Source organism: Arthrobacter sp. sptzw42, from assembly GCF_059089685.1.
On record NZ_JBNHEX010000001.1, the window covers coordinates 257,191 to 282,623 of the forward strand.

At 66.0% G+C, this 25,433-nt stretch carries 19 protein-coding genes and 1 tRNA gene; 13 read left to right on the forward strand and 7 right to left on the reverse strand.

Annotated elements, in window-relative coordinates; translation table 11 throughout:
* Window position 1 precedes the first annotated feature (1 nt).
* A complete protein-coding gene (locus tag AC5RT4_RS01205; RefSeq protein WP_494104627.1) occupies window positions 2-802 on the reverse strand; it encodes an RDD family protein in 801 nt (266 codons plus the stop codon).
* Between the two features lie 64 nt (window positions 803-866).
* Between AC5RT4_RS01205 and AC5RT4_RS01210 the strand changes: the two genes are divergently transcribed.
* Together AC5RT4_RS01210 and AC5RT4_RS01215 are read left to right on the forward strand one after the other, a co-directional pair.
* On the forward strand, window positions 867-1,859 hold the full coding sequence (locus tag AC5RT4_RS01210; RefSeq protein WP_494104628.1) for a stage II sporulation protein M: 993 nt from the start codon (window positions 867-869) through the stop codon (window positions 1,857-1,859).
* Between the two features lie 137 nt (window positions 1,860-1,996).
* On the forward strand, window positions 1,997-3,295 hold the full coding sequence (locus tag AC5RT4_RS01215; RefSeq protein ID WP_494104629.1) for a TIGR01906 family membrane protein: 1,299 nt from the start codon (window positions 1,997-1,999) through the stop codon (window positions 3,293-3,295).
* Here AC5RT4_RS01215 and AC5RT4_RS01220 read toward each other — a convergent pair.
* Together AC5RT4_RS01220 and AC5RT4_RS01225 are read right to left on the reverse strand one after the other, a co-directional pair.
* Window positions 3,286-5,112 carry an AMP-dependent synthetase/ligase gene (locus AC5RT4_RS01220; RefSeq protein WP_494104630.1) on the reverse strand — a complete coding sequence of 609 codons (1,827 nt, stop codon included), beginning with the start codon at window positions 5,110-5,112 and terminating at the stop codon, window positions 3,286-3,288. The two genes, AC5RT4_RS01215 and AC5RT4_RS01220, sit on opposite strands and share 10 nt — an antisense overlap.
* Before the next feature lie 65 nt (window positions 5,113-5,177).
* The gene (locus tag AC5RT4_RS01225) at window positions 5,178-6,905 is read right to left on the reverse strand and encodes a dolichyl-phosphate-mannose--protein mannosyltransferase (RefSeq protein ID WP_494104631.1); all 1,728 of its coding nucleotides are present in this window, start codon (window positions 6,903-6,905) and stop codon (window positions 5,178-5,180) included.
* A gap of 46 nt (window positions 6,906-6,951) precedes the next feature.
* Here AC5RT4_RS01225 and rsmI point away from each other — a divergent pair, with 46 nt between their 5' ends.
* Together rsmI and AC5RT4_RS01235 are read left to right on the forward strand one after the other, a co-directional pair.
* A complete protein-coding gene (rsmI, locus tag AC5RT4_RS01230; protein ID WP_494041018.1) occupies window positions 6,952-7,890 on the forward strand; it encodes a 16S rRNA (cytidine(1402)-2'-O)-methyltransferase in 939 nt (312 codons plus the stop codon).
* Window positions 7,891-8,068: 178 nt separating this feature from the next.
* Window positions 8,069-9,568, forward strand: a complete 1,500-nt coding sequence (locus AC5RT4_RS01235) for an NAD-dependent succinate-semialdehyde dehydrogenase (RefSeq protein ID WP_494104632.1) — start codon at window positions 8,069-8,071, stop codon at window positions 9,566-9,568.
* Between the two features lie 39 nt (window positions 9,569-9,607).
* Here AC5RT4_RS01235 and AC5RT4_RS01240 read toward each other — a convergent pair whose 3' ends face one another.
* The 3 genes from AC5RT4_RS01240 to AC5RT4_RS01250 are packed head-to-tail and all read right to left on the reverse strand — an operon-like array spanning window position 9,608 to window position 14,674.
* The gene (locus AC5RT4_RS01240; protein WP_494104633.1) at window positions 9,608-12,106 is read right to left on the reverse strand and encodes a transglutaminase TgpA family protein; all 2,499 of its coding nucleotides are present in this window, start codon (window positions 12,104-12,106) and stop codon (window positions 9,608-9,610) included.
* Window positions 12,103-13,539, reverse strand: a complete 1,437-nt coding sequence (locus AC5RT4_RS01245) for a DUF58 domain-containing protein (protein WP_494041015.1) — start codon at window positions 13,537-13,539, stop codon at window positions 12,103-12,105. Before AC5RT4_RS01245 ends, AC5RT4_RS01240 begins: the two co-directional genes overlap by 4 nt.
* A 10-nt stretch (window positions 13,540-13,549) precedes the next feature.
* The gene (locus tag AC5RT4_RS01250; protein ID WP_494104634.1) at window positions 13,550-14,674 is read right to left on the reverse strand and encodes an AAA family ATPase; all 1,125 of its coding nucleotides are present in this window, start codon (window positions 14,672-14,674) and stop codon (window positions 13,550-13,552) included.
* A gap of 162 nt (window positions 14,675-14,836) precedes the next feature.
* Between AC5RT4_RS01250 and AC5RT4_RS01255 the strand changes: the two genes are divergently transcribed.
* From AC5RT4_RS01255 to AC5RT4_RS01275, 5 genes are all read left to right on the forward strand, one after another.
* Window positions 14,837-15,742: a TatD family hydrolase gene (locus tag AC5RT4_RS01255; protein WP_494104635.1), complete on the forward strand. Its 906-nt coding sequence runs from the start codon at window positions 14,837-14,839 to the stop codon at window positions 15,740-15,742.
* 279 nt (window positions 15,743-16,021) lie between these two features.
* The gene (locus AC5RT4_RS01260) at window positions 16,022-17,218 is read left to right on the forward strand and encodes a resuscitation-promoting factor (RefSeq protein ID WP_494104636.1); all 1,197 of its coding nucleotides are present in this window, start codon (window positions 16,022-16,024) and stop codon (window positions 17,216-17,218) included.
* A gap of 113 nt (window positions 17,219-17,331) precedes the next feature.
* Entirely contained in the window at window positions 17,332-18,204 is an 873-nt protein-coding gene (gene rsmA, locus AC5RT4_RS01265; RefSeq protein ID WP_494104637.1) for a 16S rRNA (adenine(1518)-N(6)/adenine(1519)-N(6))-dimethyltransferase RsmA, read from the forward strand.
* Entirely contained in the window at window positions 18,201-19,163 is a 963-nt protein-coding gene (locus AC5RT4_RS01270) for a 4-(cytidine 5'-diphospho)-2-C-methyl-D-erythritol kinase (RefSeq protein WP_494104638.1), read from the forward strand. Before rsmA ends, AC5RT4_RS01270 begins: the two co-directional genes overlap by 4 nt.
* Window positions 19,164-19,202: 39 nt before the next feature.
* Window positions 19,203-21,032, forward strand: coding sequence for an ABC-F family ATP-binding cassette domain-containing protein (locus AC5RT4_RS01275; RefSeq protein ID WP_494104639.1), 1,830 nt, complete (start codon window positions 19,203-19,205; stop codon window positions 21,030-21,032).
* A gap of 70 nt (window positions 21,033-21,102) precedes the next feature.
* Here AC5RT4_RS01275 and AC5RT4_RS01280 read toward each other — a convergent pair whose 3' ends face one another.
* A complete protein-coding gene (locus AC5RT4_RS01280; RefSeq protein ID WP_494104640.1) occupies window positions 21,103-21,729 on the reverse strand; it encodes a TetR/AcrR family transcriptional regulator in 627 nt (208 codons plus the stop codon).
* A gap of 187 nt (window positions 21,730-21,916) precedes the next feature.
* Here AC5RT4_RS01280 and AC5RT4_RS01285 point away from each other — a divergent pair.
* From AC5RT4_RS01285 to AC5RT4_RS01300, 4 genes are all read left to right on the forward strand, one after another.
* Window positions 21,917-21,988: transfer RNA gene (locus AC5RT4_RS01285), tRNA-Gln, on the forward strand.
* A 104-nt stretch (window positions 21,989-22,092) separates the two neighbouring features.
* Window positions 22,093-23,574, forward strand: coding sequence for a bifunctional UDP-N-acetylglucosamine diphosphorylase/glucosamine-1-phosphate N-acetyltransferase GlmU (glmU, locus tag AC5RT4_RS01290; RefSeq protein ID WP_494041007.1), 1,482 nt, complete (start codon window positions 22,093-22,095; stop codon window positions 23,572-23,574).
* The gene (locus AC5RT4_RS01295) at window positions 23,574-24,554 is read left to right on the forward strand and encodes a ribose-phosphate diphosphokinase (protein WP_163164303.1); all 981 of its coding nucleotides are present in this window, start codon (window positions 23,574-23,576) and stop codon (window positions 24,552-24,554) included. Before glmU ends, AC5RT4_RS01295 begins: the two co-directional genes overlap by 1 nt.
* Before the next feature lie 235 nt (window positions 24,555-24,789).
* Window positions 24,790-25,389 carry a 50S ribosomal protein L25/general stress protein Ctc gene (locus AC5RT4_RS01300; RefSeq protein ID WP_494041006.1) on the forward strand — a complete coding sequence of 200 codons (600 nt, stop codon included), beginning with the start codon at window positions 24,790-24,792 and terminating at the stop codon, window positions 25,387-25,389.
* Window positions 25,390-25,433: the final 44 nt, after the last annotated feature.

Consider the following 25,433-nt stretch of genomic DNA (forward strand, 5'->3'; position numbering starts at 1 on the left):
CTCAGCCGCTGAAAGGCAGCCGGTGCAGGCGCTCGGCTGTCTCAGCGCTCCGCCGTCGTGCCCCGGACAACCTCGCCAGGTCCCTGCTCCGCCGCTCGGCCACCACCGCGGCAAGGTAGTCACCGGGAGTTGTTCCGGCAGGCGGCGGCGGGGCCACGTGCGCCGCGAGTTCGGTGGCGATCGACCCGGCCATGCCGGCCCTGGACAGCGGGGCCATCCGGTTGGCCTGGCGGAGGAACTGGGAAGCCCGGCGGGCCGTCGCATCCGGAATCCTGCCGATATCCGCCGCCGAGGCCCAGGACTGGAGCCGGGGCGGAACGGGCACCGGCGAAACTTCTTCCAGCGGTACCCGGCGGCGGATGGCATATGTCCCGGCCATCAGGTCGCCCAGCCTGCGGGACCTGTGGTTGAACAGCGCCACGGCAATGGCCACCCCGCCCAGCGTCAGGTAGATCTCAAGGAATCCGGTCAGCCCGCGGATCAGGGCGTGGCGGAAGCGGATGGCACCGCCGTCCTCCCGCACCACCCTCAGCCCGGCTGCGAGCTTGCCCAGCGACAGCCCTCGGCTAAGAGTCTCAACAGCCACCGGAACAGCCACCAGGCAGAACACCACGCTGGACACCACCAAGGCCCGCACGGCGGCTTCGTCGAGTTCTTCAGCCGCGCCCGCTACTTGAATCAGGATCACCGCCAACAGGACAATGCTCAAGGCCATATCCAGCAGCAGGCCCAGCGCGCGCGCTGCAAACGATGCGGGGCGTAATTCCAGGACCACTGCCTCACCGGTGATGATCGAACTCACGCTGTTCCTGTCCTTGCTGCTGATGGGATATTCACAGTCTATTGCGGCCCGCTAGGCTGGTTCCGTGGATATGGACGCGTTCTCCGCCGTCAACGCGGACAAGTGGTCCCGGCTGCACGAACTCGCCCACAAACGCAGGCTCAGCGGGCCGGAAGCAGATGAACTGCTGGCCCTGTACCAGTCCGCGTCATCCCACCTTTCGCTCATCCGGTCGGTGGCTCCGGAGAGCGGCCTGTCCGCCTCCTTGTCCGCCACACTTGCCCAGGCGCGGACCCGTTTTACCGGTGCCCGCTCCAACGTGATGGAGGACCTGGCAAGGTTTTTTGTGGTGGCCCTTCCGGCCGCTTTCTACCGGCTCACGTGGCTTACCCTTGCCTGCGGGGCGGCCTTTGTCCTCATCGGCGCAGCCTACGCGTTCTGGATTGGCACATCCCCCGAAGCGTTGCGGGCGGTGGCTTCCGAGGCGGCGGCAGAACAATACGTCGAGGAAGACTTCATCAACTATTACTCGGAGAACCCCGCCGCGTCCTTCGCCGGTGCCGTCTGGACCAACAACGCCTGGATCAGCGCGCAGGCAGTGGCCTTGGGCATCACCGGAGTATGGGTGCCCATGATCCTGTTCAGCAATGCGCAGGGGGTGGGTATCGCGGCCGGCATTTTCGCGGCCGCGGGGAAGACAGACGTTTTTTACAGCTACATCCTGCCGCATGGCCTGATGGAACTCACTGCCGTGTTCATCGCCTGCGCAGCCGGTCTTCGGATCTTTTGGGCGATGGTATCGCCGGGACCGCGCACCCGGGGCCGGGCGGTAGCGGAGGAGGGCAGATCCCTCATTACGGTAGCCCTGGGCCTGGTTCTTGTGCTGTTTGTCTCCGGCCTGGTGGAAGGGTTTGTCACACCAAGCGCGCTTCCGGTCTGGGCAAAGATCACCATTGGGGCGGCGGTGCTCGCCGGCTACTGGCTGTATGTCCTCGCCTGCGGACGGCCAGCCTACCTGGCCGGGGAGCGCGGCGACCTGCGCCGCGAGGACGCAGGCTATTCGGAAGTCGCTGCCTGAACCGTTGCCTGAATCGTTGTAATCCTTCCGGGGTGGTTCCGCGCCCGCGGCGGAGCCATGACGGTAGGCTCGTCAACAGACCAAGCGCGCCGGGGGACCACAACCTGGCGCGGAAGCCCAAGGGAAGCGACGCTGCTGTGAAAGACGAAACTCCTGCCCGCGCCAGGCGCACCGAGCCCCGGCCGGAACCTGTCCTGGACACGTCAGGGGACTCCGACGAACCGGCCTTTTCCTGGATGACGTCCGCCGGTACAGGCGCCGGCAGTTCTGCAACGCACGGGTCTAATGACCCGGGCTATGAAACGTCCGGAGAGTCATCCGGCAGCTCCGGCGCGGACGACGTGGCAACAAGCGCGGGCTCAACCTTAACAGCCGCAGGCTCAACTGCAACAGGTACCGGTTCCTCCGTAACCGGCAGCGGTGCAGCCGCAGCAGTCGCCGGCGGTTCGTCCGCTACTGGTATCACCGATGCTGCCGCCGCCCCCGCGGACCGCAAAGCCGTCCAACCGGAGAGCCGGGCGGGCCGCAAAGCCGCGGAGGCCGCCGCTGACGATGCGGATCCTGCACCCGGGCGCGGCAGCTCGCCTGTTTTCAAGGAGCCGCTTCCCACCTCCGCACTGCAGGTCCGTCCTCCGGAGGAGGAGGTGGAGCGCCGCAACGCCCAACGCGAGAGCGCAGCCAACGCCAAGCCGGTGGCTCCGCGGGTGATGCAGGTCCTGCTTGCCATCTTCTTCCCCCTGATCCTGCTCATCCTTGCGGTACGTGCGGTGACCAGTCCGCTGTTCCTCTGGGTGGAGTACAACCGCCCCGGATTTCCGGGTGACGGCTACGGATTCAGCACCGACGACAGGATGACTTACGGCTCCTACGCGGTCGACTATCTCAGTAACTGGTCCGGACCGCGCTACCTGGGCGACCTGGTGCACCGCAGCGGCGACAAACTGTTCAAGGACGGCGAAGTCAGCCATATGGCGGACGTCAAGCTGGTGATCCTCTCCACCTATGGCGCCGGCGTGCTGCTGGCCCTGGTCAGCATCGTCGCTGTCCTCTACCTGCGGAAGAAAACCAACGGGGGAGTCCGCAGGGGATTGTTCGCCGGCTCCATCATCACCTTGGTCCTTATCCTGGGCCTGGGTTCCCTCGCAGTGCTGGGATGGCAGCAGTTCTTCACCGAGTTCCATCGGATCTTCTTTGCCGACGGCACGTGGACGTTCAGCCTTGATGACACCCTCATCCGGCTGTTTCCCGGCCAGTTCTGGGTCGACGCAGGAATTGTGATCGCAGCCCTGGTGCTGCTGACCGCGCTGATTACCCTGATCCTCACCTGGCCTACGCGCCGGCGCCGCGGCCTCGTCAAGGAACGGCCTGACGGCACCCGCCAGTCAGCCAACCACTCGGCCGAGCCGGCGGCGCGCCATGCGGCGGCTCAGGAATAGAGTCCGGCGATCTCGCTTTCATAGTCATGCACGACGGCGGCGCGCTTCACTTTGAGGGACGGCGTCAGGTGCCCTGACTCGACAGTGAACTGGGCGTCCAGAAGGGCAAACCTGCGGATGGATTCGGCTTTGGACACCTGCCGGTTGGCCTGGTCAACCGCCTCCTGAACCGCCTCAATCACCCGCTGATCCGCGACGGCGTCCCGGACAGCAAGTGTGGGCAGTCCCTGCCCGGAACACCAGTGCGTGAGGCCTTCGGGGTCCAGGCTCACCAGCGCGGACACATAAGGCCTGCCGTCGCCGAGCACCACGGCGTGGGCCACCAGCTGATGCGCGCGGATTTTTTCTTCCAGCGGCCCGGGCGCAACATTTTCGCCACCGGCGGTGACCAGCAGGTCCTTTTTCCGCCCTGTGATGGTGAGGAACCCCTGGGGGTCAAGTTCCCCGAGGTCGCCGGTACGGAAGAATCCGTCCACGAAGGCCTCTGCGTTCGCGGCCTGGTTGGCGTGGTAGCCCCGGAAGACGCCAATGCCCTTGACCAGGACCTCGCCGTCTTCCGCTACCCGGATGGTGGTGCCGGGGATGGGGACGCCTACTGAACCCAGCCGGGTACGGGAGGGGGTGTTGACGGTGCACGGCGCCGTGGTCTCGGTGAGGCCATAGCCTTCAAGGACAGGAATCCCGGCCCCGTGGAAGAAGTGGGCGTCCTCCGGTGACAGGGCACTGGCCCCGGACACCGTGTAGCCCACCTGGCCGCCGAATGCCTGGCGGAGCCGCGGGTAGAGCAGCCTGTCGAAAATTCCGTGGCGGATGCGGCAAAACATCCCGGGACCGCTGCCCTCGCCGCGGCTGCGCTTGTCCTGTTCCTGCGAGTACTCAATGGCGGTAGCCGACGCAGCGTCGAAAAGCCGGGCTTTTCCGGCCGCTGCGGCTTTGTGTGCTGCGGTGGCGCGGAGCTTCTCGAAAATCCGCGGAACCACCAGCAGGAAGGTGGGCCGGAACGATCCCATGTCATCGGCCAGCTGCGCCGCTCCTGTGTGCCCGAGCGTGGCCCCGGCGGTCAGGCACACAACCTGGACCGCCCGGGCGAGGACGTGTGCGAGCGGCAGGAACATCAGCGTTCGGGCCTTGTCCTGAAGGAGCAGCTCCGGAAGGAACGCAACGATGTTGCGGGCCACCAGGGCAAAGTTGCCGTGGGTGATTTCGCAGCCTCTGGGATTGCCGGTGGTACCCGAGGTGTAGACCAGGGAGGCGATGTCGTCCAGTCCTGCCCGGCTCCTATGCCGTTCCAGCTCCGCGTCGGTGACCCCCGTTCCAGCGGCGGCCAGGCTCGCGAGGTCCGGGGCTTCACCCTTGAAGTCCATCCGGCCCACGTGGATGAGCCGGTCCCGCAGGAGCTCGGAGCCGGTCAGGACATCTGCCACCAGCTTCACCTTCGCATGGTCCTCGGCGAAGACGCGCCGCACGCCGGCGTCATGGAGGATCCATTCCACCTGGCTGGCTGAAAACGTTTCATAAATGGGAACGGTCACACCGCCGGCGAACCAAATGGCGAAATCCACCAGGGTCCATTCATAGGAGGTGGCGGACATGACCGCCACAGTGTCGCCGGGTTCGAGCCCGCCGGCGATGAGGCCCTTGGCCAGCGCGCTGACGTCCTGCAGAAACTTCTCCGCCGTCACGTCATACCAGCCGTTGGGCCCCTTGCGCCGGTACAGGGCGTGGGCAGGGTTGGCCGCGTGCTGCTCCAGCAACAGATCCGTGACGTTGCTGGCGGCATCAAGCTCAACCAGCAGTTCGGTGCTCGCTTCTCTCACAGCAGGTCTCCGTTCCGCTGCCATGCCGCGGCAGCGGCTCCGTCGGGGTCTCCTGCCATCCTGCCCTAGATCCAGGAAGGCATCCACATCCGGAGCCGCCACTCCTGGTACGGGATGACCTCAGCCGCCCAAACAGGATAGAAAAAGGCTGTCAACATGACTGCTGCGGCCACGAACAGGGCCACCAGGTACAGGCCGGACCGGCGGCGCCACGGCGGGTCCGTCGTCCTGCCCAGGACCAGCCCCAGGCAGTACGCGAGGGCCAGTACCAGGAACGGTTCAAAGGACACCGCATAGAAGTAGAACATGGTCCGCTCCGGGTACATGAACCACGGAAGGTAGCCTGCGGCCACTCCGGCCAGCACGGCTCCGGCCCGCCAGTCACGGCGCCCGGCCCACCAGAACAGGAGCACCACCAGCGATATGGCTGCCGCCCACCAAATAATGGGATTACCAACAGAAAGTATGGCGGAGGTGCACTTGTCCACGTCGCAGCCCGGGGTGCCGCGCTGGGGCGACTCATAAAAGAACGACGTTGGCCTGCCCATCACCAGCCAGCTCCAGGCGCTGGCCTCGTACGGATGCTCTGACCCCAGGCCCTGGTGGAACTTGTAGGCTTCGAGGTGGTAGTGCGCCAGGGACCGGACCGATTCCGGCAGCCAGCCCCATTCAGCGGACGGATTGCTCTGTGCCCAGCGGCGGAAGTAGGCGTCGTCGGAGCGGAACCAGCCGGTCCAGGTGGCGGTGTAGGCCAGCGCGGCAACCGGAACCATAGCCAGGAATGCCGGGATGCCGTCCTTGATCACGCCGCCGCTGATCCAGCCGCGGATTCCCGCTACCCGCCGTGCGTTCAGGTCCCACAGGACGGTAAGGATTCCGAAAACGGCCAGGAAGAACAGCCCCGACCACTTCGTTCCCACGGCAAGCCCCAGGAATACGCCACTCGCCAGCCGCCACCAGCGGATGCCCAGCCAGGGTCCGGAGAGCAACGCGGCGGTGCCGGGAAGCCCACCGTTGGCCGAGGCAACATTGCCCAGCCGCGCCGCAAGCCGGCGTCGGCCGTCATCCCGGTCCATCAGCAGGGCGCCAAACGCTGCGAGGATCCAGAACATCAGGAAGATATCCAGCAGTGAAGTCCGGGACATCACCAGGTGGTGGCCGTCCACGGCCAGGAGGAGTCCTGCCGCGCCGGCCAGGGGAAGCGAATGGAAGAGTTTCAGCGCTATGAGCGACAGGAGCAGGACGGACAGGGTTCCGGTCAGGGCAGCAGCGAAACGCCACCCGAAGGAATTGTCCGCGCCGAAGAGCCACATGCCCGCGGCGATCATCCACTTTCCCACCGGGGGGTGGACGACGTACTCGGGAGTATCCAGAAGCAGCGCGGGGTTACCGGCGTTGAATGAATCATTGGCTTTGTCCGGCCAACTGCGCTCATAACCGCTGACGAGGTAGGAGTAGGCATCCTTGACGTAGTACGTTTCGTCAAAAACCAGCTTGTGCGGCGTCTCAAGCCGGAAGAACCTCAGGACCCCGCCGGCTGCGGCAGTCAGGACAGGGACCAGAAAAAACCAAAGCCGCAGCGACGGCGGGTAGTCCCGCCAGCTCTGGACAGATCCCAGGAGCCGCGCCTGCAGGGACTCAGCGGTGAAGGCATCAACGGGACGGCTGACCCACGGGCGGGCAGGAAAGGTTGCGGGCCGGCCCTCAACGTCGGGGGTGGAACAGCCGGACGCCGGGGGCGTGGGGTACCCGGCCCCGGCCGGCCGCGTCGAGGTCTGCGTCACGAGCCCCATGCTACCTTTTGCGGCTGGCCGCGCTCCTCAGCAGTAGGCTGGTGGCGTGGAAACTAACCCCAGCCCCTTCCCTGATTCCGGCACTCCCACCCACGATGAGGAAACCGGAGAACAGCCGGTAAGGGTGGCGGATGCAGGAGCTGCGGCGCCGGCGGATGGGCGGATCGTGCTGGCGGCCACACCGATAGGAAACACGGGCGATGCTTCTGCCCGCCTCGTGGAGCTGCTGGGCACCGCGGACATCGTCGCCGCCGAGGACACCCGCCGCCTGCACCGGCTGGTGCAGAGCCTGGGCGTCACCGTAGCGGGGCGGGTGATCAGCTATCACGAGCACAACGAAGCAGCCAGGACCGCCGAGCTTCTTGACCAGGTGCGGGCAGGCAAGACACTGCTGATGGTTACCGACGCAGGGATGCCCTCGGTGTCCGATCCGGGGTTCAGGCTGGTGGAGGGTGCCGTCGACGCCGGGCTCAAGGTCACTGCCGTCCCCGGCCCGTCAGCTGTACTGACGGCGCTCGCGCTGTCCGGCCTGCCCACGGACCGCTTTTGCTTTGAAGGATTCCTCCCGCGGAAGGCAGGCGAGCGCGCGTCCCGCCTGGCGGACCTGGCGGGGGAGCGCCGGACGATGGTGTTCTTCGAAGCGCCGCACCGGCTGGAGGTGATGCTGCGGGCGCTGCGCGAGCGTTTCGGCCCCGACCGCCGCGTGGCCGTGTGCCGGGAACTGACCAAAACCTACGAGGAAGTGATCCGGGGCTCCCTTAACGAGCTCCTGCAGTGGGCAGAAACCACCGAGGTCCGTGGTGAAATTGCCGTCGTCCTGGCAGGCGCACCGGAACAGGAAGCTGGAACGCCGGAGGACCACGTGGCTGCCGTCAATGAACTGGTGGCCCAGGGAATCCGCCTGAAGGAGGCTGTTGCAGCCGTCGCGGAAGACGTCCGGGTGAGCAAGCGGGAGCTTTACTCCGCTGTTCTGGCCGCCCGGTAGCCGGCCCCAACAGCCCGCCGGGGCTGTGCAGGTGCACAGCCCTTCAGTGGTTCTGCAGTGCGTGAAGGCGTAGACCGGCTGGTGGCGCAGCAGTAGTCTGGCAACTAATCAGCCAGGACGACGGCGGCTACTCCGGCCGCCGCCGGGGCTGCAACACCCCACCGACGAGGGAGTCATCGTGACTGTCACTGCACAGCCGGCCGTTTCCGCAGAACGCGAAAGCGCCCTTTTGGCCTCTGTTCCTACCGGCCTGCTCATCAATGGTGAGTGGCGGGCCGCCGCAACAGGTAAAACCTTTAATGTCGAGGATCCGGCTACCGGCAAAGTGCTGCTGAGCATTGCCGACGCCAGCCCCGAGGACGGTGCCGCGGCGCTGGATGCCGCCGTTGCCGCCCAGGAGTCCTGGGCAAAGGTCCCGCCGCGCGAGCGCGGCGAGATCCTGCGGCGCGCGTTTGAGCTCGTGACCGGGCGTGCCGAGGACTTTGCCCTGCTGATGACCATGGAGATGGGCAAGCCGCTGGCAGAGGCCCGCGGTGAAGTCACCTACGGCGCAGAGTTCCTGCGCTGGTTCTCCGAGGAAGCCGTCCGTGCCTTTGGCCGCTACTCCGTGTCCCCGGACGGCAAGTCCCGCCTGCTGGTCACCAAGAAACCGGTTGGCCCCTGCCTGCTAATCACCCCGTGGAACTTCCCGCTGGCCATGGCTACCCGAAAGATCGCTCCCGCTGTTGCCGCGGGCTGCACCATGGTGCTGAAGTCCGCGAACCTGACCCCGCTGACCTCCCAGCTGTTCGCCGCCGTCATGATGGAGGCGGGCCTGCCCGCCGGTGTCCTGAACGTCATCCCCACTTCAACAGCGGGTGCCACTACAGGCCCGCTGATCAAGGACTCCCGGCTGCGCAAGCTCTCCTTCACCGGTTCCACCGAGGTTGGGCGCCGTCTGCTCGCCGATGCCTCCGAAACTGTCCTGCGCACGTCCATGGAGCTTGGCGGCAACGCGCCGTTCGTGGTCTTCGAGGACGCCGACCTGGATGCCGCCGTTGCAGGCGCCATGCTGGCGAAGCTGCGGAACATGGGCGAGGCCTGCACCGCTGCCAACCGGTTTATCGTGCACGAGTCCGTCGCAGCGGAATTCGCGGAGAAGTTCGCCGCGAAGATGAAGGAGATGACCACCGCGCGCGGAACCGAACCGGAGTCCAAGGTGGGCCCGCTGATTGACGCGAAAAGCCGGGACAAGGTCCACGAACTGGTGTCCGACGCCGTCTCCTCGGGCGCCAAAGCAGTGCTGGGCGGGGGGCCCGTGGAGGGCCCGGGTTACTTCTACCAGCCCACCATCCTCTCCGGCGTCAGCGAAGGTACCCGCATACTGTCGGAAGAGATCTTCGGCCCGGTTGCCCCGATCATCACCTTCAGCAGCGAAGATGACGCGGTCCGGCTGGCCAACAACACCGAATACGGGCTGGTGGCCTACGTCTTCACCAAGGACCTCAACCGCGGCATCCGGATGGGCGAACGGCTGGAAACCGGCATGCTTGGCCTGAACGCGGGAGTCATTTCCAACGCAGCGGCACCGTTCGGCGGGGTCAAGCAGTCAGGACTGGGGCGCGAAGGCGGCCTCGAAGGCATTGAGGAATACCTCTACACCCAGTACATCGGCATCGCCGACCCCTACGCCGGGTAGTCCTTTTCCGCCAGCTGGCAAAGCCGCCGCACGCCGGGGTCAGGAACGCGCAGACCAGCGGGCTGACCAGAAGCGTGCGGCGGCTCTTGCTGCCTGGACCGCTGCTGCTTGGGCACCACGGAACGGCGCCACGAGCAGGCGTCCCAGTAGCCCGATCACCGACGGCGGCACCCACAATGCACGAAGCCTTCGCAGGGTGGGGGCATGGGCGCGCAAGGCTGATTCAAGTGCTGCGATCCGGGCGCCGGTCACGTCCTGGCCATCATTTGAGGCCCGGCCGGCTTTGCCGTTGCCCGCCGGCGCATCTGCCACTGCCGGCGGGGGACCGTACTCGCGGCGTTCGAAGTTTGCGGTCAGTGCTGCAGCGGCCCGGTGGGCAGCATCGTCCATTCCGCCCTGTTCCCCGAGCAGCGCGGACTCCCGGAGGCGGGCGCTGTAGGCGCGCGGGGTTTCGCTGGGCTGCGGTGGCAGGCCGTAATCAGTCCCCAGGTCCACCATCTCGCTCCACGCCAGAACCGCGGCCGTGCCTGGATCCACCGCCCGAAGCCGGCGTGCCCTAATGCCCTGCCGGGCCAGGCGTGGCGCAACTGCCAGAAGGGCAACTCCCAAGGCACCGCCCAGGCCCAGGAGCAGGGGCAGCAACTGCACGCCGGTATCTGTGCCGCCGTCGCCTCCCCCGGGAGCGGGCAGGGGAGCGGCGCTTGGTGCCGGCGCAGGAGCAGGGATCGCGTCAGGGACCAGATCGTCATTGTTCTCAAGAGCACCCGGCGCTGAAGGGGCTGATGCCTCCGAGGCGTAGTCGGGAACGAACCCGCGGGAGGGCGTGGGCTCAAACGGCACCCATCCCAAACCCTGGAAGTACAGTTCCGGCCAGGCGTGGGCGTCCCGGGCGTCCACCTCGTACTCGGGCAACGCGCCCTCGCCTGCCACGGAGACGGTGGCACCCGTTAACCTGCCGGGGGCATAGCCAACGGCGACGCGGCTGGGAATTCCTTCCAGCCTTGCCATTACGGCCATGGCCGACGCGTAGTGGATGCAGTACCCGCTTTTCTCATCCAGGAAATCCGCAAGGACCGACAGGCCGTTTCCGTCATAGCCGCCCTGCACGGGCGACTGCAGGGAATAGGTGAACTCCGCGGAGCGGAGGTACCTCTGGATCGCCATGGCCTTTTCATACGGCGTGGCGCGGGAACCGGCCACCGTGCCCGCCGTAGCCCGGACAATCTCGGGAATATTCCCCGGGATCCTGGTGAAGTCGTCCTCGATGCCCTGCACCGCCGCCGAAGACCGGGCCAACTGCCCGGCAGTGAGCTTCGGAACTGAGGACCGGACCAGGTATTCCTGCCGCCGGGAGGTGGTGTCCGTTCCCTTGATGCTCAGGGTGGCCGGATCCCAGGTCCACCGGCCGTTAAGGCCGCGCACGGATTCCGGGGGATATGGGGCCGGCAGGTAGGGGCTTGTGAATGTTCCGGCATCAATCGCGGTCACCACCGGCTGCTGTTCGTCCGCAAGGACCACATAGCCGGGGTCGATCTGGCTGCTAAGGGAGCGCCGGGAGGCGTTGCGGTCATCCGGGCCCCACGAGTCGCCGTCAAAATGGTCCACGGTGACTGAGCGCAGGTACAGCGGTTTCGTGGAATTGGTGGCGTACGTGATCCGTCCGGTGCCGGCAGGAGTCCGCAGGCTGTTGCCCAGGGTGATCATCGGGTTCAGGCCCGTTGACGTGCCCCAGGGATTAAGGCGGGAACCCTGCGGGAAAGTGCCCTGGTCAAAGCCCGGAATTGCCAGCGGCACCAGCAGGGTGGCAACCAGGGCAACCGACCCTGTCAGAACAGCCCGCCGGACCTGGCCCGGGTTGCGGGCGGAATCAGCCGCAATCCGGGGGTCCGGGACAAACCACTGGCTGCAGGCCAGGATCATCAGGTATCCGGCCACGGCGGCAGTGAAGCCCCAGAACCCAACGCTCTGGGGCTTGATCATGGCCGGCACCACGAGGATGGCCAGCAACCCCGCACCCGTGGCGGCAGGCATGCCCAGCGGCACCGCGAGCGCGTCCACAAGGATCACTGCCAGGCCCAAAACGGCGCAGATCACCATCACGATGCCCACGTTGGGGGCTACGGGGGCAGTTTCTGACAGCACGGTTTCGCTGGCCCGGCGGATCAGCCGATTAAGTTCAGCCAGGCTCGCCCCGGTGGGGATGATGCCGGCAAAGCTGGAGCCGCGGAAAAACGTCAGGGTCAGGACGGTGCCCAGCGCAAGGAACCCGCCGGCGGTGACCAGCAGGGGCTGCGCCCGCACCGCACGCAAGGCGGCCAGGGCAAGACAGACCATCAGCACCGTGGTGAGCACGGGCCAGTACCAGCCCCAGCCCCGCAGAACCCCGTTCAAGGACAGGGCAGCCCCGGCCACGCCCACGGCAATGGAACCTGCCATCATCCACGGGTAGGGCCCAACCGGGGGACGTCCTGCTGCGTTTACTGCCGGCGCTGCCGGTTGCTGGTCCATTCCGGTGTTCCGGGGCGGCGCAATGGTCATCCTGCCACCTCCGCTCCGCGGCGGACCTCTGCGGACTGGGTTTCCGGCAGGGCCGGGTCCTGGTCGAAGTGGCTCCAGGCTGCTGCAACGGATACCGACGGCGGCACGGCAGCCGCCCGCCAGCCTCCCTGCCGGAGCTTTTCGAGTGCGTCCTCGAAATCCGCGGGGCGGTCGGTGGCAATGATGGCGAACGCATTGGTGCCGTAACCGGCGGCCGGGGCGAGGGACAGGGCTTCCAAGGGTGAGATCCTTCCCAGGACAGCGATTACCGGTCCCCGCATGCGGTGCGCTGACAACTTGTCCATCAGGTTGTCATCAAAGGGTGCCGGACCGGAGTCCTGGTGCCCATGGAAATCCCGGGGGCCGGGAATGTCCTTCCGCCCGGCCTCGCGGCGGGAATGCGGCCCTGTGAGCTGGATTGCCGCGAGGCTTTCGGCGATGGACTGAAGCCCGGATGCCCCCCTGTATTCCTCCACGCCGGGTTCCGGGGCCGAGGGCGAACGCAAAAACGCCGGTTCCCCGCGGACGTCCAGCACGCGCAGGCCGTAGTTGCGCTCAGCGAGGTGGGCACTGATGGACATGGCGGCAACCACAGCCCACTCGAAGGTTGCGCTGCTGACCATGGAGTGGCCGCCCAGTGCTGCGCTTCCGGACGGTACTGCCCCTGACCCGCCGGAGAAAGCGGTAAACCTCTGGTCCAGGATGATGGTGGCCTCGGGCGTCGTGACCGATTCTTCCTGCCGGACCATCAGGGAACCGTGGCGCGCTGTGGCTGCCCAATGCACCCGGCGCATCGGGTCACCGTGGCGGTACTCGCGCGTCATGACGTCGTCGTCGCTGGGGTTTGCCCGGATCCTGGTCGCGGTGACCCCGTCGTTGCCGCGGGCACCGGCGAGCCCTGTCAAAGGGAGCGCGACGGCGGCGGGCGTCACGGTGAGGGTGTCGCCGTCGTCTATCGCCTGCCGGTGCAGTGACAGCCCGAAGGGATCGGTGAACTCCGCCGTCACTGGACCGATAAGGAACTGGCCGCGCTGCGTGGAGCGCAGGTGGTACTCATACCGGCTGGTGCCGCCGGTAGCCGAACGGGACGGAAAACGGAAGGCGGGCGACTCCCCGAACCGTGCCGGCAGCCTTTCCTCCATCGTCGCCCTGCCGGTGGCTGCGCCCGTCCGCGCAACTGCAAGCCGCACGGTGGTGGGGGCCGAGGTTTCCACCGGTGACGGGTTGAACTCCCGGTACACCTGGAAACGCGGTTTCACCAGGCGGATCCCGGCAAGGGAAACCAGCGGAAGGACGAGCAGCAGTACAGCCAGGCTCAGCAGGTCCCTGCGGCCCATCACCTGTGCCGCGGCAAGTGCCGCCGCGCCTGCCACCAGCATTCCCCAGCCCCGCCGGGTGAAGAGGTGTCGGGGCAGTTTGTCCGGCAGCACCATGGAAAACCGCCTAGTGGTTCCGGCTCAGGCCCGGGACGGGGGTGTTCCGGTTCATTGACCCCGAAGTCCTGGTCCCTGTATCAGCGGGCCTTTGCGTGATCGGCAGCCTGGACAGGATGCCGCGAAGGACGCTGTGCGGGGTCTCTCCGGCTCCGGCGGCCTTGCGGTCCAGGATAATCCGATGGGCCAGGACAGCTTCCGCAACCTGCACGACGTCGTCAGGGAGCACAAAGTCACGGCCGTCAAGGGCCGCGGTGGCCTTGGCAGCCCGCAGGAGCTGCAGCATGGAACGGGGGCTCGCGCCCAGGCGGAGCAGCGGACTCTCGCGGGTGGCCCTGCCCACGGATACCGTGTACTCCTTCACGGCCTGCGAGACGTAGACCTGCTGGACGGTGGCGATCATGGCAGCGACATCGGCACTGGTTACCACGGCCGAGACCTTTGCCAGCGGCGACGTTGCCTGATGGGTCTCAAGCATCTCGATCTCAGAGTCCTTGTCCGGATAACCCATCGAGATGCGTGCCATGAAGCGGTCCCGCTGGGCTTCGGGCAACGGATACGTGCCCTCCATCTCGATCGGATTCTGTGTTGCCACCACCATGAAGGGTTCATCCAGCCGGTAGGAAGTACCGTCCACCGTCACCTGGTGCTCTTCCATGCATTCGAGCAGGGCGGACTGGGTTTTGGCTGAGGCACGGTTGATTTCATCACCAATGACGATGTTGGCGAATACCGCACCCGGCCTGAACTCGAAGAGCCGGGACGACTGGTTGTAGATGGAAACGCCGGTCACATCGGAGGGCAGCAGGTCCGGCGTGAACTGGATCCGGTTGACGGTGCAATCGATGGTCCTGGCGAGAGTTTTGGCCAACAGCGTCTTTCCCACGCCCGGAACATCCTCCAGGAGCAGGTGCCCCTGGGCCAGCAGGACGGTCAGCGCCAGCTTCGCGGCGTCGGACTTACCGTCGATCACTGTGTTGATGGTGGTCAGGATCCGCTCGCTGGCGGCGTGGAATGATGAGGGGTCCATTGCCGTTTGCCGGTGCCCGTTGAGGGGGCTGACCGGGTCTGCGAACCCCGCCAGACTGCGGTTCGCAGCGCTCACATCGTTGGCAGTGCGTCGGTGGGATTCCATCGGCAACCTTTCAGCCAGGCATTCACCTGGACGGACAGCAAGCCCTGCCTTCGCCCGTCGGTGGGCGACCGCATGTGTTCGTACCAGACTACTAACACAACTGCTTCGGCTGACAGAGAGTTCCAATAAATCTGGGGGACTGTTCCCGGTTAGGGTGGATGGATGTGCAATCCGCTGATCCCCGCCGCTTACCGGGCTAACGCCGGAGACGGCGGCCAGGAAGCCGGAACTTCCCCCAAACGGGAATATCCGCCCGCGCCCGAGCCTTTGCCGGTGCCTGTAATGGACAACCACACGCATCTGGATTTCCCGGACGGGAAGGCTCCGGTGGGCATCAAGGAGGCGCTTGACGCGGCGGCGGCCGTGGGGGTCCAGGGTGCGGTACAGGTGGGCTGCGATCTCGAGTCCTCACGGTTTACGGTGCAGGCGCTGGATCTGGATCCGCGGCTGCTGGGAGCTGTGGCGCTGCATCCCAATGACGCTCCACGCTACGCCGAGCGCGGTGAGCTGGAAGCGGCCCTGGCGGAAATTGAGCGGCTCGCCGCCCACCCCAGGGTCAGGGCCATCGGTGAGACCGGGCTCGATTTTTTCCGCACCGAAGGGGAAGGCCTGGCACACCAGCGGAATTCCTTCCGCCGGCATATCGACATCGCCAAGCGGCTGGACCTGACGCTGCAAATTCACGACCGGGATGCACACCGCGACGTGGTGCAGGTGCTGACGGAAGAAGGAGCTCCGGAACGGGTGGTTTTCCACTGCTTTTCCGGCGATGAGGAGCTGGCAGCTGTCTGTAATAAAGAGGGCTGGTGGATGTCCTTCGCCGGCACCGTGACCTTCAAGAACGCAACCAACCTGCGGGCCGCGCTCGCCGTGGCGGATCCCGACCTGGTCCTGGTGGAAACAGACGCCCCCTTCCTGACACCCCATCCCCACCGGGGCCGCCCCAACGCCAGCTACATGGTCCCGTACACAGTCCGTTCCATGGCCGAATTGACAGGTACGGACCTGGCAGAGCTGTGCAACCGAATCCAGCAGAACACGCTGCGGGCCTACGGATCCTGGGATTAAGATCACAACGCGGCGGAACCGGAGTTGCATACCGGGTATTCACAAATATTGGTCCCTTTATAACGCTACGGTTACAGTAGGAATTCATTAGCCGGGGTCGGGGAAGGCCGCCGGGTAAATGCACTCGATTCGCAGCAAGTTTCTGCCGATCCTGGTTCCAGCCTGCCTGATGCCGTAGTGTGGCGCCGCAATGATGCCCGGACCCGCCCTTTTGGGATAGTGCCGGGCCTTTTATTGCGCTATCCCCGTGCCCGGAAGGACCTAAAGTAACGGGCAATCGTGGTCAAGTTCTTCACAACGGACGGCAAATTCAGCTACATCAAGGTTGGGACCCAGCTCCTGGTGCTGTGCGCACTGGTGGTGGGTCTCGTAGCCTTCGTGGGCAATAACAAAACCATCACGCTGAACGTCGACGGCAAGGTAACGTCCGTTCAGACCTTTGGTGGAACAGTCGGCCAGGTGGTCAAGAGCGCCAACGTCGAGCTGAAGCCGGCCGACAGGGTCTCGCCGGCCGTGGATGCAACCGTCCAGAACGGGACGGTCATCAACGTCAACATGGCCAAGGAAGTCAAGGTCAGCCTGGACGGCTCTGAAAAAACAGTGAACACCACGGCCCAGAATGTCGCCGGACTCGTGACGGAGCTTGGTGTCGCAAGTGCATCATTGGTTTCCGTTCCCAAGGACGCCCAGCTCTCGGTAGCAGGGTCCTTCGTTTCAATTTCCACCCCCAAGTCCGTGAGCATTGTTGCTGACGGCAACGTGCAGACCGCCACGACAACTGCCGCCAACGTCGGCAAGGTACTGGAAGATGCAGGGCTTACCCTTGGCGCCAATGACCGGATTTCCCAGCCTGCGAATGCGCACGTAGTGAACAACATGGTCATCAAGGTCTCCCGCGTGGACACCAGCCAGACTGCGGTCACCACCGAGGACGTCGCCTTCCCGTCGGAGGCCAAGGAAAGCGCTGAGCTGCTGAAGGGCGAAAAGGAAGTTACCCAGGCTGGTACTGCCGGCAAGATGGAGAAGACCTACAAACTGGTGCTGGTTGACGGCCGCGAAGCGTCACGCACGCTCGTGTCCGAAGCTGTCACCGTGCAGCCCGTGACCGAGAAGATCACCGTGGGCACCAAGGCCAAACCTGCGGCTCCGGCAGCTGCGGCTCCGGCAGCGCCGGCCCCCGCTCCGGCGGCCAGTGCAGCTGCCAACACCGGTGCCGCCGCCCCGGCGATGATGAACGAGGCCATGTGGGACAAGATCGCCAAGTGCGAATCAGGCGGAAACTGGTCCATCAACACCGGCAACGGCTACTACGGTGGCCTGCAGTTCGATATCCGGACCTGGCTTGGATCCGGCGGCGGCGCCTACGCCCCCAACGCCAGCCTCGCCACCAAAGCACAGCAGATCGATATTGCCAACCGCGTTTACGCCCAGCGCGGCCTGCAGCCGTGGGGCTGCGGCTGGGCTGCCACCAGCTGACGCCACCTGACCCAGGCGCCTGCGGGGCAAAGCGGCCGGTTCCGGATCTTCCGGGGCCGGCCGCAGCACTTAACGACGCCGGGCGCAAGTGGCGCGCGGGATAGGATACCTAGGTGACTGAACCCATCCCCGCCGCGCCCGCACCGTTGTTTGGTGCTTCCGACATACGCCGGCTGGCGGAAGAGATAGGCGTCCGGCCAACAAAGACACTGGGCCAGAACTTCGTCATTGACGGCAATACGATCCGCAGGATTGTGGCCGCGGCGGGTGTCGGCCCGGACGAGACAGTCCTGGAAGTGGGGCCCGGCCTGGGATCGCTGACTTTGGGGCTGCTGGACGCGGCCGCCTCGGTGGTCGCGGTGGAGATCGACCCCGTACTGGCAGCAAAGCTTCCGGCCACCGTCAAGGAGTGGCGCCCGGCTGCAGCTGGAACCTTCCACCTGGTGCAGGCCGACGCCATGAAGGTCACAGAACTCCCGGTCCAGCCCACCGCCCTGGTGGCCAACCTGCCCTACAACGTAGCCGTGCCCGTGGTGCTGCACCTGCTGCAGCACTTCCCCAGCCTGCAGCATGGGCTGGTGATGGTTCAGGACGAGGTGGCTGACCGCCTTGCTGCCGGCCCCGGCTCCAAAACCTACGGCGTGCCCTCGGTAAAGGCTGCCTGGTACAGCCGGATGCGCAAAGCCGGCGTCATTGGAATGAATGTCTTCTGGCCCGCACCCAAGATCCACTCCGGGCTGGTGTCCTTCACCCGCCACGACCCTCCGGCCACCACAGCAACCCGTGAGCAGGTTTTCGCCGTGGTAGATGCCGCTTTCGCGCAGCGCCGCAAGACGCTCCGCGCCGCACTCGCCGGCTGGGCCGGAAGCGCGGCAGAAGCCGAGCGCTGCCTGCTGGCCGCCGGCGTCGACCCCACAGCCAGGGGTGAAGTGATCGACATTTCAGCCTTCGCCAAGATCGCGGAAGCCCGCGGGGCGCGGCCGTGAAGGCACCGGCGGGACGGTTTACCGCCAGAACCGTCCGCGCCAAGGCTCCTGGGAAGGTCAACGTCTCCCTCGACGTCGGGCCACTCCGGCCCGACGGCTACCACTCCGTGGCCAGCGTCTACCTTGCCGTATCCCTGTATGAGGAGGTGGCGGCCACCAGCACCGAGGCCCCCGGCATTACGGTCAGCCTCAGCCCGGACAGCACGCTGGACCTTGACGACGTCGATATTCCGCTGGACCGCAACAACCTGGCGTACAAGGCGGCAGCCATCATGGCGGACGTCTCAGAGCGTGCCACCGGGGTCCATCTGGAAATCACCAAACGGGTGCCGGTGGCAGGCGGCATGGGTGGCGGCTCTGCTGACGCTGCCGCCACGCTCCTGGCCTGTGATGCCTTATGGAACAGCGGGCTGTCCCGTGAAGAACTCGCGCACCTTGCCGCGGAGCTTGGCGCCGACGTCCCCTTTTCCCTGCTTGGCGGAACTGCCGTGGGCCTGGGCCTCGGCGATGAGCTGTCCCCGGCCCTGGCCAAGGCGCAGACCGACTGGGTGCTGGTCACGGCGGATTACGGGCTGTCCACGCCCGAGGTGTACAGGACGCTGGACCGCCTGCGGGCAGCAGAGGGCATCGACGTTGCCGAACCCACAGGGGTGGATCCGCAGATCCTCACAGCCTTGCGCAGCGGGGATGCCGAAGCCCTGAGCCGGGTCCTGGTCAATGACCTCCAGCGGGCGTCCATCGAACTGGCTCCCTCACTGCGCGAAACGCTGGGAATTGGCGAAGCGCACGGAGCCATTGCAGGCATCGTCTCCGGCTCAGGCCCCACTGTGGCGCTGCTGGCCGACGACCCCGTGGCTGCCGAAGGCCTGGCGGAGAACCTGCGGCGCTACGGCCTGACCGCACTCGCCGTCCACGGCCCCGTCCCGGGGGCCCGCATCATGTCCGACACCCTTCTCTAAGACGTTCAGTTCCTACTCAGCAGCAGAAAGCAGTTCCCTTTGGCACACCTTCTTGGCGGCGAGAACCTGACGGTCTCCTACGCAACCCGCACCGTCCTTGACGGCATCACCCTCGGACTCGAAGAGGGCGACCGGATCGGCATGGTAGGCCGGAACGGTGACGGTAAGTCCACCCTGATGCGCCTGCTGGCGCTCCGGTCCACCCCCGACTCCGGCCGCGTTACCAAACGCGGCGACGTTAATGTCGGCTACCTGGACCAAAGTGACGTGCTCGACGGCGACCTTACAGTTGGCGCGGCGATCGTAGGGGACCAGGCGGACTACGAGTGGGCACGGAACCCGCAGATCCGGGAGATCATGGGCGGGCTGGTGTCCGACGTCGACTGGCACGCCAACGTCCACGCCCTGTCGGGCGGGCAAAAACGGCGCGTTGCCCTGGCCAAGCTGCTCATCGAGGACCACGACGTCATCATGCTCGACGAGCCCACCAACCACCTCGACGTCGAAGGTGTCGCCTGGCTCTCCCGGCACCTGAAGACGCGCTGGCGGGCGAACCAGGGCGCTTTCCTGGTGGTCACCCACGACCGCTGGTTCCTGGACGAGGTCTGCAACAAGACCTGGGAAGTCCACGACGGCATTGTGGACCCCTTCGAAGGCGGTTATGCAGCATACGTGCTGGCCCGCGCTGAGCGTGACCGGTCAGCGGCCGTCATGGAAAGCAAGCGCCAACAGCTGGTTAAAAAGGAACTCGCCTGGCTTCGCCGCGGCGCGCCGGCACGCACCGCCAAGCCCAAGTTCCGCATCGAGGCGGCCAACGCCCTCATCGCCGACGTGCCTGAACCCCGGGACTCCACGGCCCTGAGCAAAATGGCCACCGCACGCCTGGGCAAGGACGTGCTGGACCTGGAAAACGTCTCGCTGGACTTCCTCGGCGGTGAAAAAGGACAAAAGCTCTTCGACAACATCACCCTTCGCCTCGCCCCAGGCGAGCGGCTCGGCCTGGTGGGCGTCAACGGCGCCGGCAAGACCACCCTCCTGAAGCTGCTCAACGGCCAGATCGAACCCACCTCCGGCAAGCTCAAGCGCGGCAAGACCGTGGTCACCGCCGTGCTCACCCAGGAAGTCAAAGAGCTCGACGACGTCTCGGACCTGCGAGTCATCGAAGTGATCGAGCGTGAAAAGCGTTCCTTTAGCGTGGGCGGCAAGGAGTTCACGGCCGGCCAGCTCGTGGAACAGCTCGGCTTCACCAACGAGAAGCAGTGGACCCCGGTCAAGGATCTCTCCGGCGGCGAGCGCCGCCGCCTCCAGCTGCTGCGCCTGCTGGTTGGGGAGCCCAACGTGCTGATGCTCGATGAGCCCACCAACGACCTCGACACTGACACCCTCGCCGCCGTCGAGGACGTCCTTGACGGCTGGCCGGGCACGCTCGTCGTCGTGAGCCACGACCGCTACCTGCTGGAACGCGTGACCGACCACCAGATGGCGCTGCTGGGTGACGGCAGGATCCGCGCCCTGCCGCGCGGCGTCGACCAGTACCTGGAACTGCGGGAAGCAGCCCTGGCCGGTTCCACCATTACCGGCGGCGGCAACCCCGTCACCAGCAGCGGGTCAGCTTCCCCGGCCGCCGCTCCTGCCGGCCCGTCCGAAGCCGAAAAGCGCGACGCCCGCAAGGCCAAGAACCGCATCGAACGCCAGCTCGGCAAACTCGAACAGCAGGAAAAGAAGCTTCACGACCAGATGGTCAAGAGCACCGCCGACAACGACTTCGACGCCCTGGCCGAACAAAACAAAAAGCTCAAGGACCTCGCCGGCGAACGCGAAGCCCTCGAACTCGAATGGCTGGAAGCCCTGGAAGTCCTCGGCGAATAAGCCAAACGGGACGCGCGGCAGTAGTGGTGCAGGAGGCCTTCGTGCAGTCGCGCAAGAGAAGCCGGGCCAGTCAGCTCCCGGACATGAGCTCCGGGTCCTTTTTGAGGCCGGTGAGGCCGTTCCAGGCGAGGTTCACGAGGTGTGCCGCGACGGTCTGTTTGTCGGGCTGGCGGCTGTCCTGCCACCACTGGCCGGTCATCGCAACCATGCCGACCAGCATCTGGGCGTACATCGCCCCGTCCTGGGCGCTGAAGCCGCGGCGGTCGAACTCGTCGGAAAGGATATGTTCCACGCGGGCGGTGACGTGGGAGAGCAGGGTGGAGAAGGCGCCCTCGGGCTGTGACGGCGGGGCGTCGCGCATCAGGATCCGGAACCCTTCAGTGCGGTCCTCGATGTAGGTCAGTAGCGCAAGGGCGGCGCGTTCCACCAGGACCCGCGGCTTTGCCTCCTGGGTAAGGGCTGTGGTGATGGCGTCCAAAAGGATGCGGAACTCGAAGTCCACCACCTGGGTGTACAGCCCCTCCTTGGATCCAAAGTGCTCGTAGATGACCGGTTTGGATACTCCCGCGTAGGCTGCGATTTCCTCGATGGTGGTGCCGTCAAGTCCCCGGACTGCGAAAAGGCCCCGTCCGACGTCGATCAGCTGGCTCCGCCGCTGAAGGCCGGTCATCCGTGTCCGCGGAGGGTTGTTGCTCACATTTCCATCATGCACTACGCGTCCCCGGCCGAACTGCAGTGGCCCGGCCGCGCCCGCAGGAGGGCAGGCGGGGGCCGGAACGGGGCCGGAACGCGGCAGGACCGGGGGATGAACGGCCCGTGTCGCGCGGCGCCCCGAACCCGTGGCAAAATAACTACTTGTGCCCAGGCAAAGCGCCGCGGCACGGTCCGCTCTGGTGTAATGGCAGCACCCCGGCCTTTGGAGCCGTGGAGTATAGGTTCGAATCCTATGGGCGGAACTGCTGTGCGAGGAGCGTTCAGTAGGATGACATTCGGTGCCGGGACGGCCTAGGGCCGCGCGGGCACCGCAAACGCCAGCGTCACTTAGCAAGGAGAGCCTTACGTGATCCCCGAGAATACCGGACCGGCCGCGGTCATCGTTCTGGCGGCAGGCGCCGGTACGCGGATGAAATCGCGCACTCCCAAGATCCTTCATGAGATTGGCGGCCGGTCCATGGTGGGCCACGCTCTCCTGGCTGCACGCAGCGTCAATCCGCGGCAGCTCGCCGTCGTGGTCCGCCATGAACGTGATCTGGTGGCACGCCACCTTTCAGAGCTTGATCCCGCCGCAGTCATCGTGGACCAGGACGACATTCCGGGCACCGGGCGTGCAGTGGAGGTGGCCCTCGAAGCCCTGGACGGCCACGACCGCCTCACGGGAACCGTTGTCGTGACCTACGGTGACGTTCCCCTCCTCTCCGGAGACCTGCTGGCCGAGCTTGTGGCCACCCACGAACGTGAGGCCAACGCAGTCACCGTCCTCACGGCGGTCCTGGACGACGCCGCCGGTTACGGCCGCATCCTGCGCGGAGACGACGGGACGGTCACCGGCATCGTCGAACACAAGGACGCTTCCGACGCCGAGCGGCTCATCCGCGAGGTCAACTCGGGCATTTACGCCTTCGACGCCGCCGTCCTCCGCGACGCACTGGCACACGTCACCACCGACAACTCCCAGGGCGAGAAGTACCTCACCGACGTCCTCGGACTGGCCCGGCAGGCAGGCGGCCGGGTCGCGGCCGTCGTCACCGCCGACCGCTGGCAGGTTGAAGGCGCCAATGACCGCGTCCAGCTTTCCGCCCTGGGCGCCGAGCTGAACCGCCGGGTCGTGGAGGCCTGGATGCGCGCAGGCGTCACCGTGGTGGACCCGGCGACCACCTGGATCGACTCATCCGTGACCCTCGACGAGGACGTCCGGATCCTGCCCAACACCCAGCTGCACGGTGCCACCACGGTGGCGAGGGACGCCGTCGTCGGCCCCGACACGACACTGACCGACGTCACCATTGGTGAGGGTGCCAAAGTAGTACGGACCCACGGTTCAGGGGCGGTCATCGGCCCGGACGCCGCCGTCGGGCCCTTCACCTACTTGCGCCCCGGCACCGTCCTGGGCGAAAGCGGCAAAATTGGTGCCTTCTATGAGACCAAGAACGTCACCATCGGCCGCGGCTCCAAGCTGTCCCACCTGGGCTACGCCGGCGACGCCGAAATCGGCGAGGACACCAACATTGGCTGCGGGAATATCACTGCCAATTACGACGGCGAGAAGAAGCACCGGACGGTCATCGGCTCGGGCGTCAGGACAGGCTCCAACACAGTCTTCGTTGCCCCGGTCACCGTGGGGGACGGCGCCTACAGCGGCGCCGGCGCGGTGATCCGGAAGGACGTGCCGGCCGGCGCGCTCGTGCTGTCGGTTGCCGCCCAGCGCAACACCGAGGGCTGGGTGGCCGCGAACCGCCCCGGCAGCCGCTCCGCTGAACTGGCCCAGGCAGCCACCCAGGATTCCTCAAGTACCCCGGCACCTACAGAAGAGGGCAAGCGATAATGAGCGAAATTACGGCGCGCGGCGAAAAGAAGCTGGTGCTGGCCACAGGGCGTGCCCACCCCGAACTGGCCCGGGAAATCGCCAAGGAGCTCGGCACCGACCTCCTTCCGGTGGACGCCTACGACTTCGCCAACGGCGAGATCTACGTCCGTGCCGGCGAGAGCGTCCGCGGAACCGACGCTTTTGTCATCCAGGCGCACCCCGCGCCGCTGAACAACTGGCTCATGGAACAGCTGATCATGATCGATTCGCTGAAGCGGGCCTCCGCCAAGCGCATCACCGTGGTCTCACCCTTTTACCCGTACGCCCGGCAGGACAAGAAGGGCCGCGGCCGCGAACCCATCTCGGCGCGCCTGGTGGCAGACCTCTACAAAACCGCCGGCGCCGACCGCATCATGAGCGTGGACCTGCACACCTCCCAGATCCAGGGCTTTTTTGACGGCCCCGTGGACCACCTGATGGCCATCCCGCTGCTCGCCGACTACATCCGCACCCGCGTTGATGCCGAGAACATCACGGTGGTTTCGCCGGACACCGGCCGAGTGCGCGTCGCGGAGCAGTGGGCAGAACGCCTGGGCGGCGCCCCGCTGGCGTTTGTGCACAAAAGCCGGGACCTCACCGTTCCCAACCAGGCTGTCTCCAAAACAGTGGTGGGCCAGATCGAGGGACGGACCTGCGTCCTGATCGACGACATGATCGACACCGGCGGAACCATCTCCGGTGCGGTGAACGTGCTGAAGAACGCCGGGGCCAAGGACGTCATCATCGCCGCCACGCACGCCGTCTTCTCCGAACCGGCTGCCCAGCGCCTCTCAGAGTCCGGCGCCCGGGAAGTGGTGGTCACCAACACGCTGCCGCTCACCGCCTCACAGCGGTTCCCGCAGTTGACGGTGCTGTCCATCGCTCCGCTGATCGCGCGTGCGGTCAGGGAAGTGTTCGACGACGGCTCGGTCACCAGCCTGTTCGACGGCAAGGCCTGACCGCGTGCGGACCGGACCCGGTTTCAATAAGTTGGTTCAGCGCTGATAGACTCATCAGCGATACCTTGGCGAGGGAGAGCGCCGGTAACCCCCACGGGTACCGGTCCGCGGTCTCCGTTATCGACTGGGTCTGAATCTCCCTTCGAAGATGGGTCCGGCCACGGCCGCCCGGCGTTGAAGGTCGCAACAGACCTCCGCCCTTGCTGAACACCGTTTAGTTATCAAGGAGATATCCATGTCTGAGCAGAAGCTCGCAGCAGAACTGCGCACCGAATTCGGCAAGGGCTACGCCCGCCGTGCCCGGATGGCCAACCTGATCCCCGCCGTCATCTACGGCCACGGCGCAGAGCCCATCCACGTTACCCTCCCGGCCAAGGCCACCACCCTGGCTGTCCGCACCGCCAACGCCCTGCTGTCCCTGGACATCAACGGCGAAGGCCACCTGGCCCTGGTCAAGGATGTCCAGCGCGACCCGATCAAGCAGATCATCGAGCACATCGACCTCCTGACCGTACGCCAGGGCGAGAAGGTCACCGTTGACATCCCGGTCCACGTCGTCGGTGAGCTTGCTCCGGGCAACGTCTTCAACCAAGAACTCACCGTCATCTCCCTTGAGGCTGAGGCAACCCACCTGCCCACCGCCGTCGAGGTCAGCATTGAGGGCCGCACGGCCGGCGAGCACATCCACGCGTCCGACCTGGTCCTGCCCAAGGGCGCCGTCCTCCTGGCCGATGCCGATGCCCTCGTAGTGAACATCTCCGAGGCAACTGAGTCCGGCGACGAAGAAGGCACGGAGGAAGCTGCCGAAGCTGCTTCCGAGACCGCAGCCGAGTAATCAGCCTGCACTCTGCAACAGTGGCCGGATCCTCCTGGGGTCCG

Excerpts from the sequence above, each read along its gene's own strand:
- AC5RT4_RS01225 (WP_494104631.1), bottom strand. The coding sequence starts at position 6,905 with ATGGGGCTCGTGACGCAGACCTCGACGCGGCCGGCCGGGGCCGGGTAC.
- AC5RT4_RS01240 (WP_494104633.1), bottom strand. The coding sequence starts at position 12,106 with ATGACCATTGCGCCGCCCCGGAACACCGGAATGGACCAGCAACCGGCA.
- AC5RT4_RS01245 (WP_494041015.1), bottom strand. The coding sequence starts at position 13,539 with ATGGTGCTGCCGGACAAACTGCCCCGACACCTCTTCACCCGGCGGGGC.
- AC5RT4_RS01250 (WP_494104634.1), bottom strand. The coding sequence starts at position 14,674 with ATGGAATCCCACCGACGCACTGCCAACGATGTGAGCGCTGCGAACCGC.
- AC5RT4_RS01255 (WP_494104635.1), top strand. The coding sequence starts at position 14,837 with ATGTGCAATCCGCTGATCCCCGCCGCTTACCGGGCTAACGCCGGAGAC.
- AC5RT4_RS01295 (WP_163164303.1), top strand. The coding sequence starts at position 23,574 with ATGAGCGAAATTACGGCGCGCGGCGAAAAGAAGCTGGTGCTGGCCACA.
- AC5RT4_RS01300 (WP_494041006.1), top strand. The coding sequence starts at position 24,790 with ATGTCTGAGCAGAAGCTCGCAGCAGAACTGCGCACCGAATTCGGCAAG.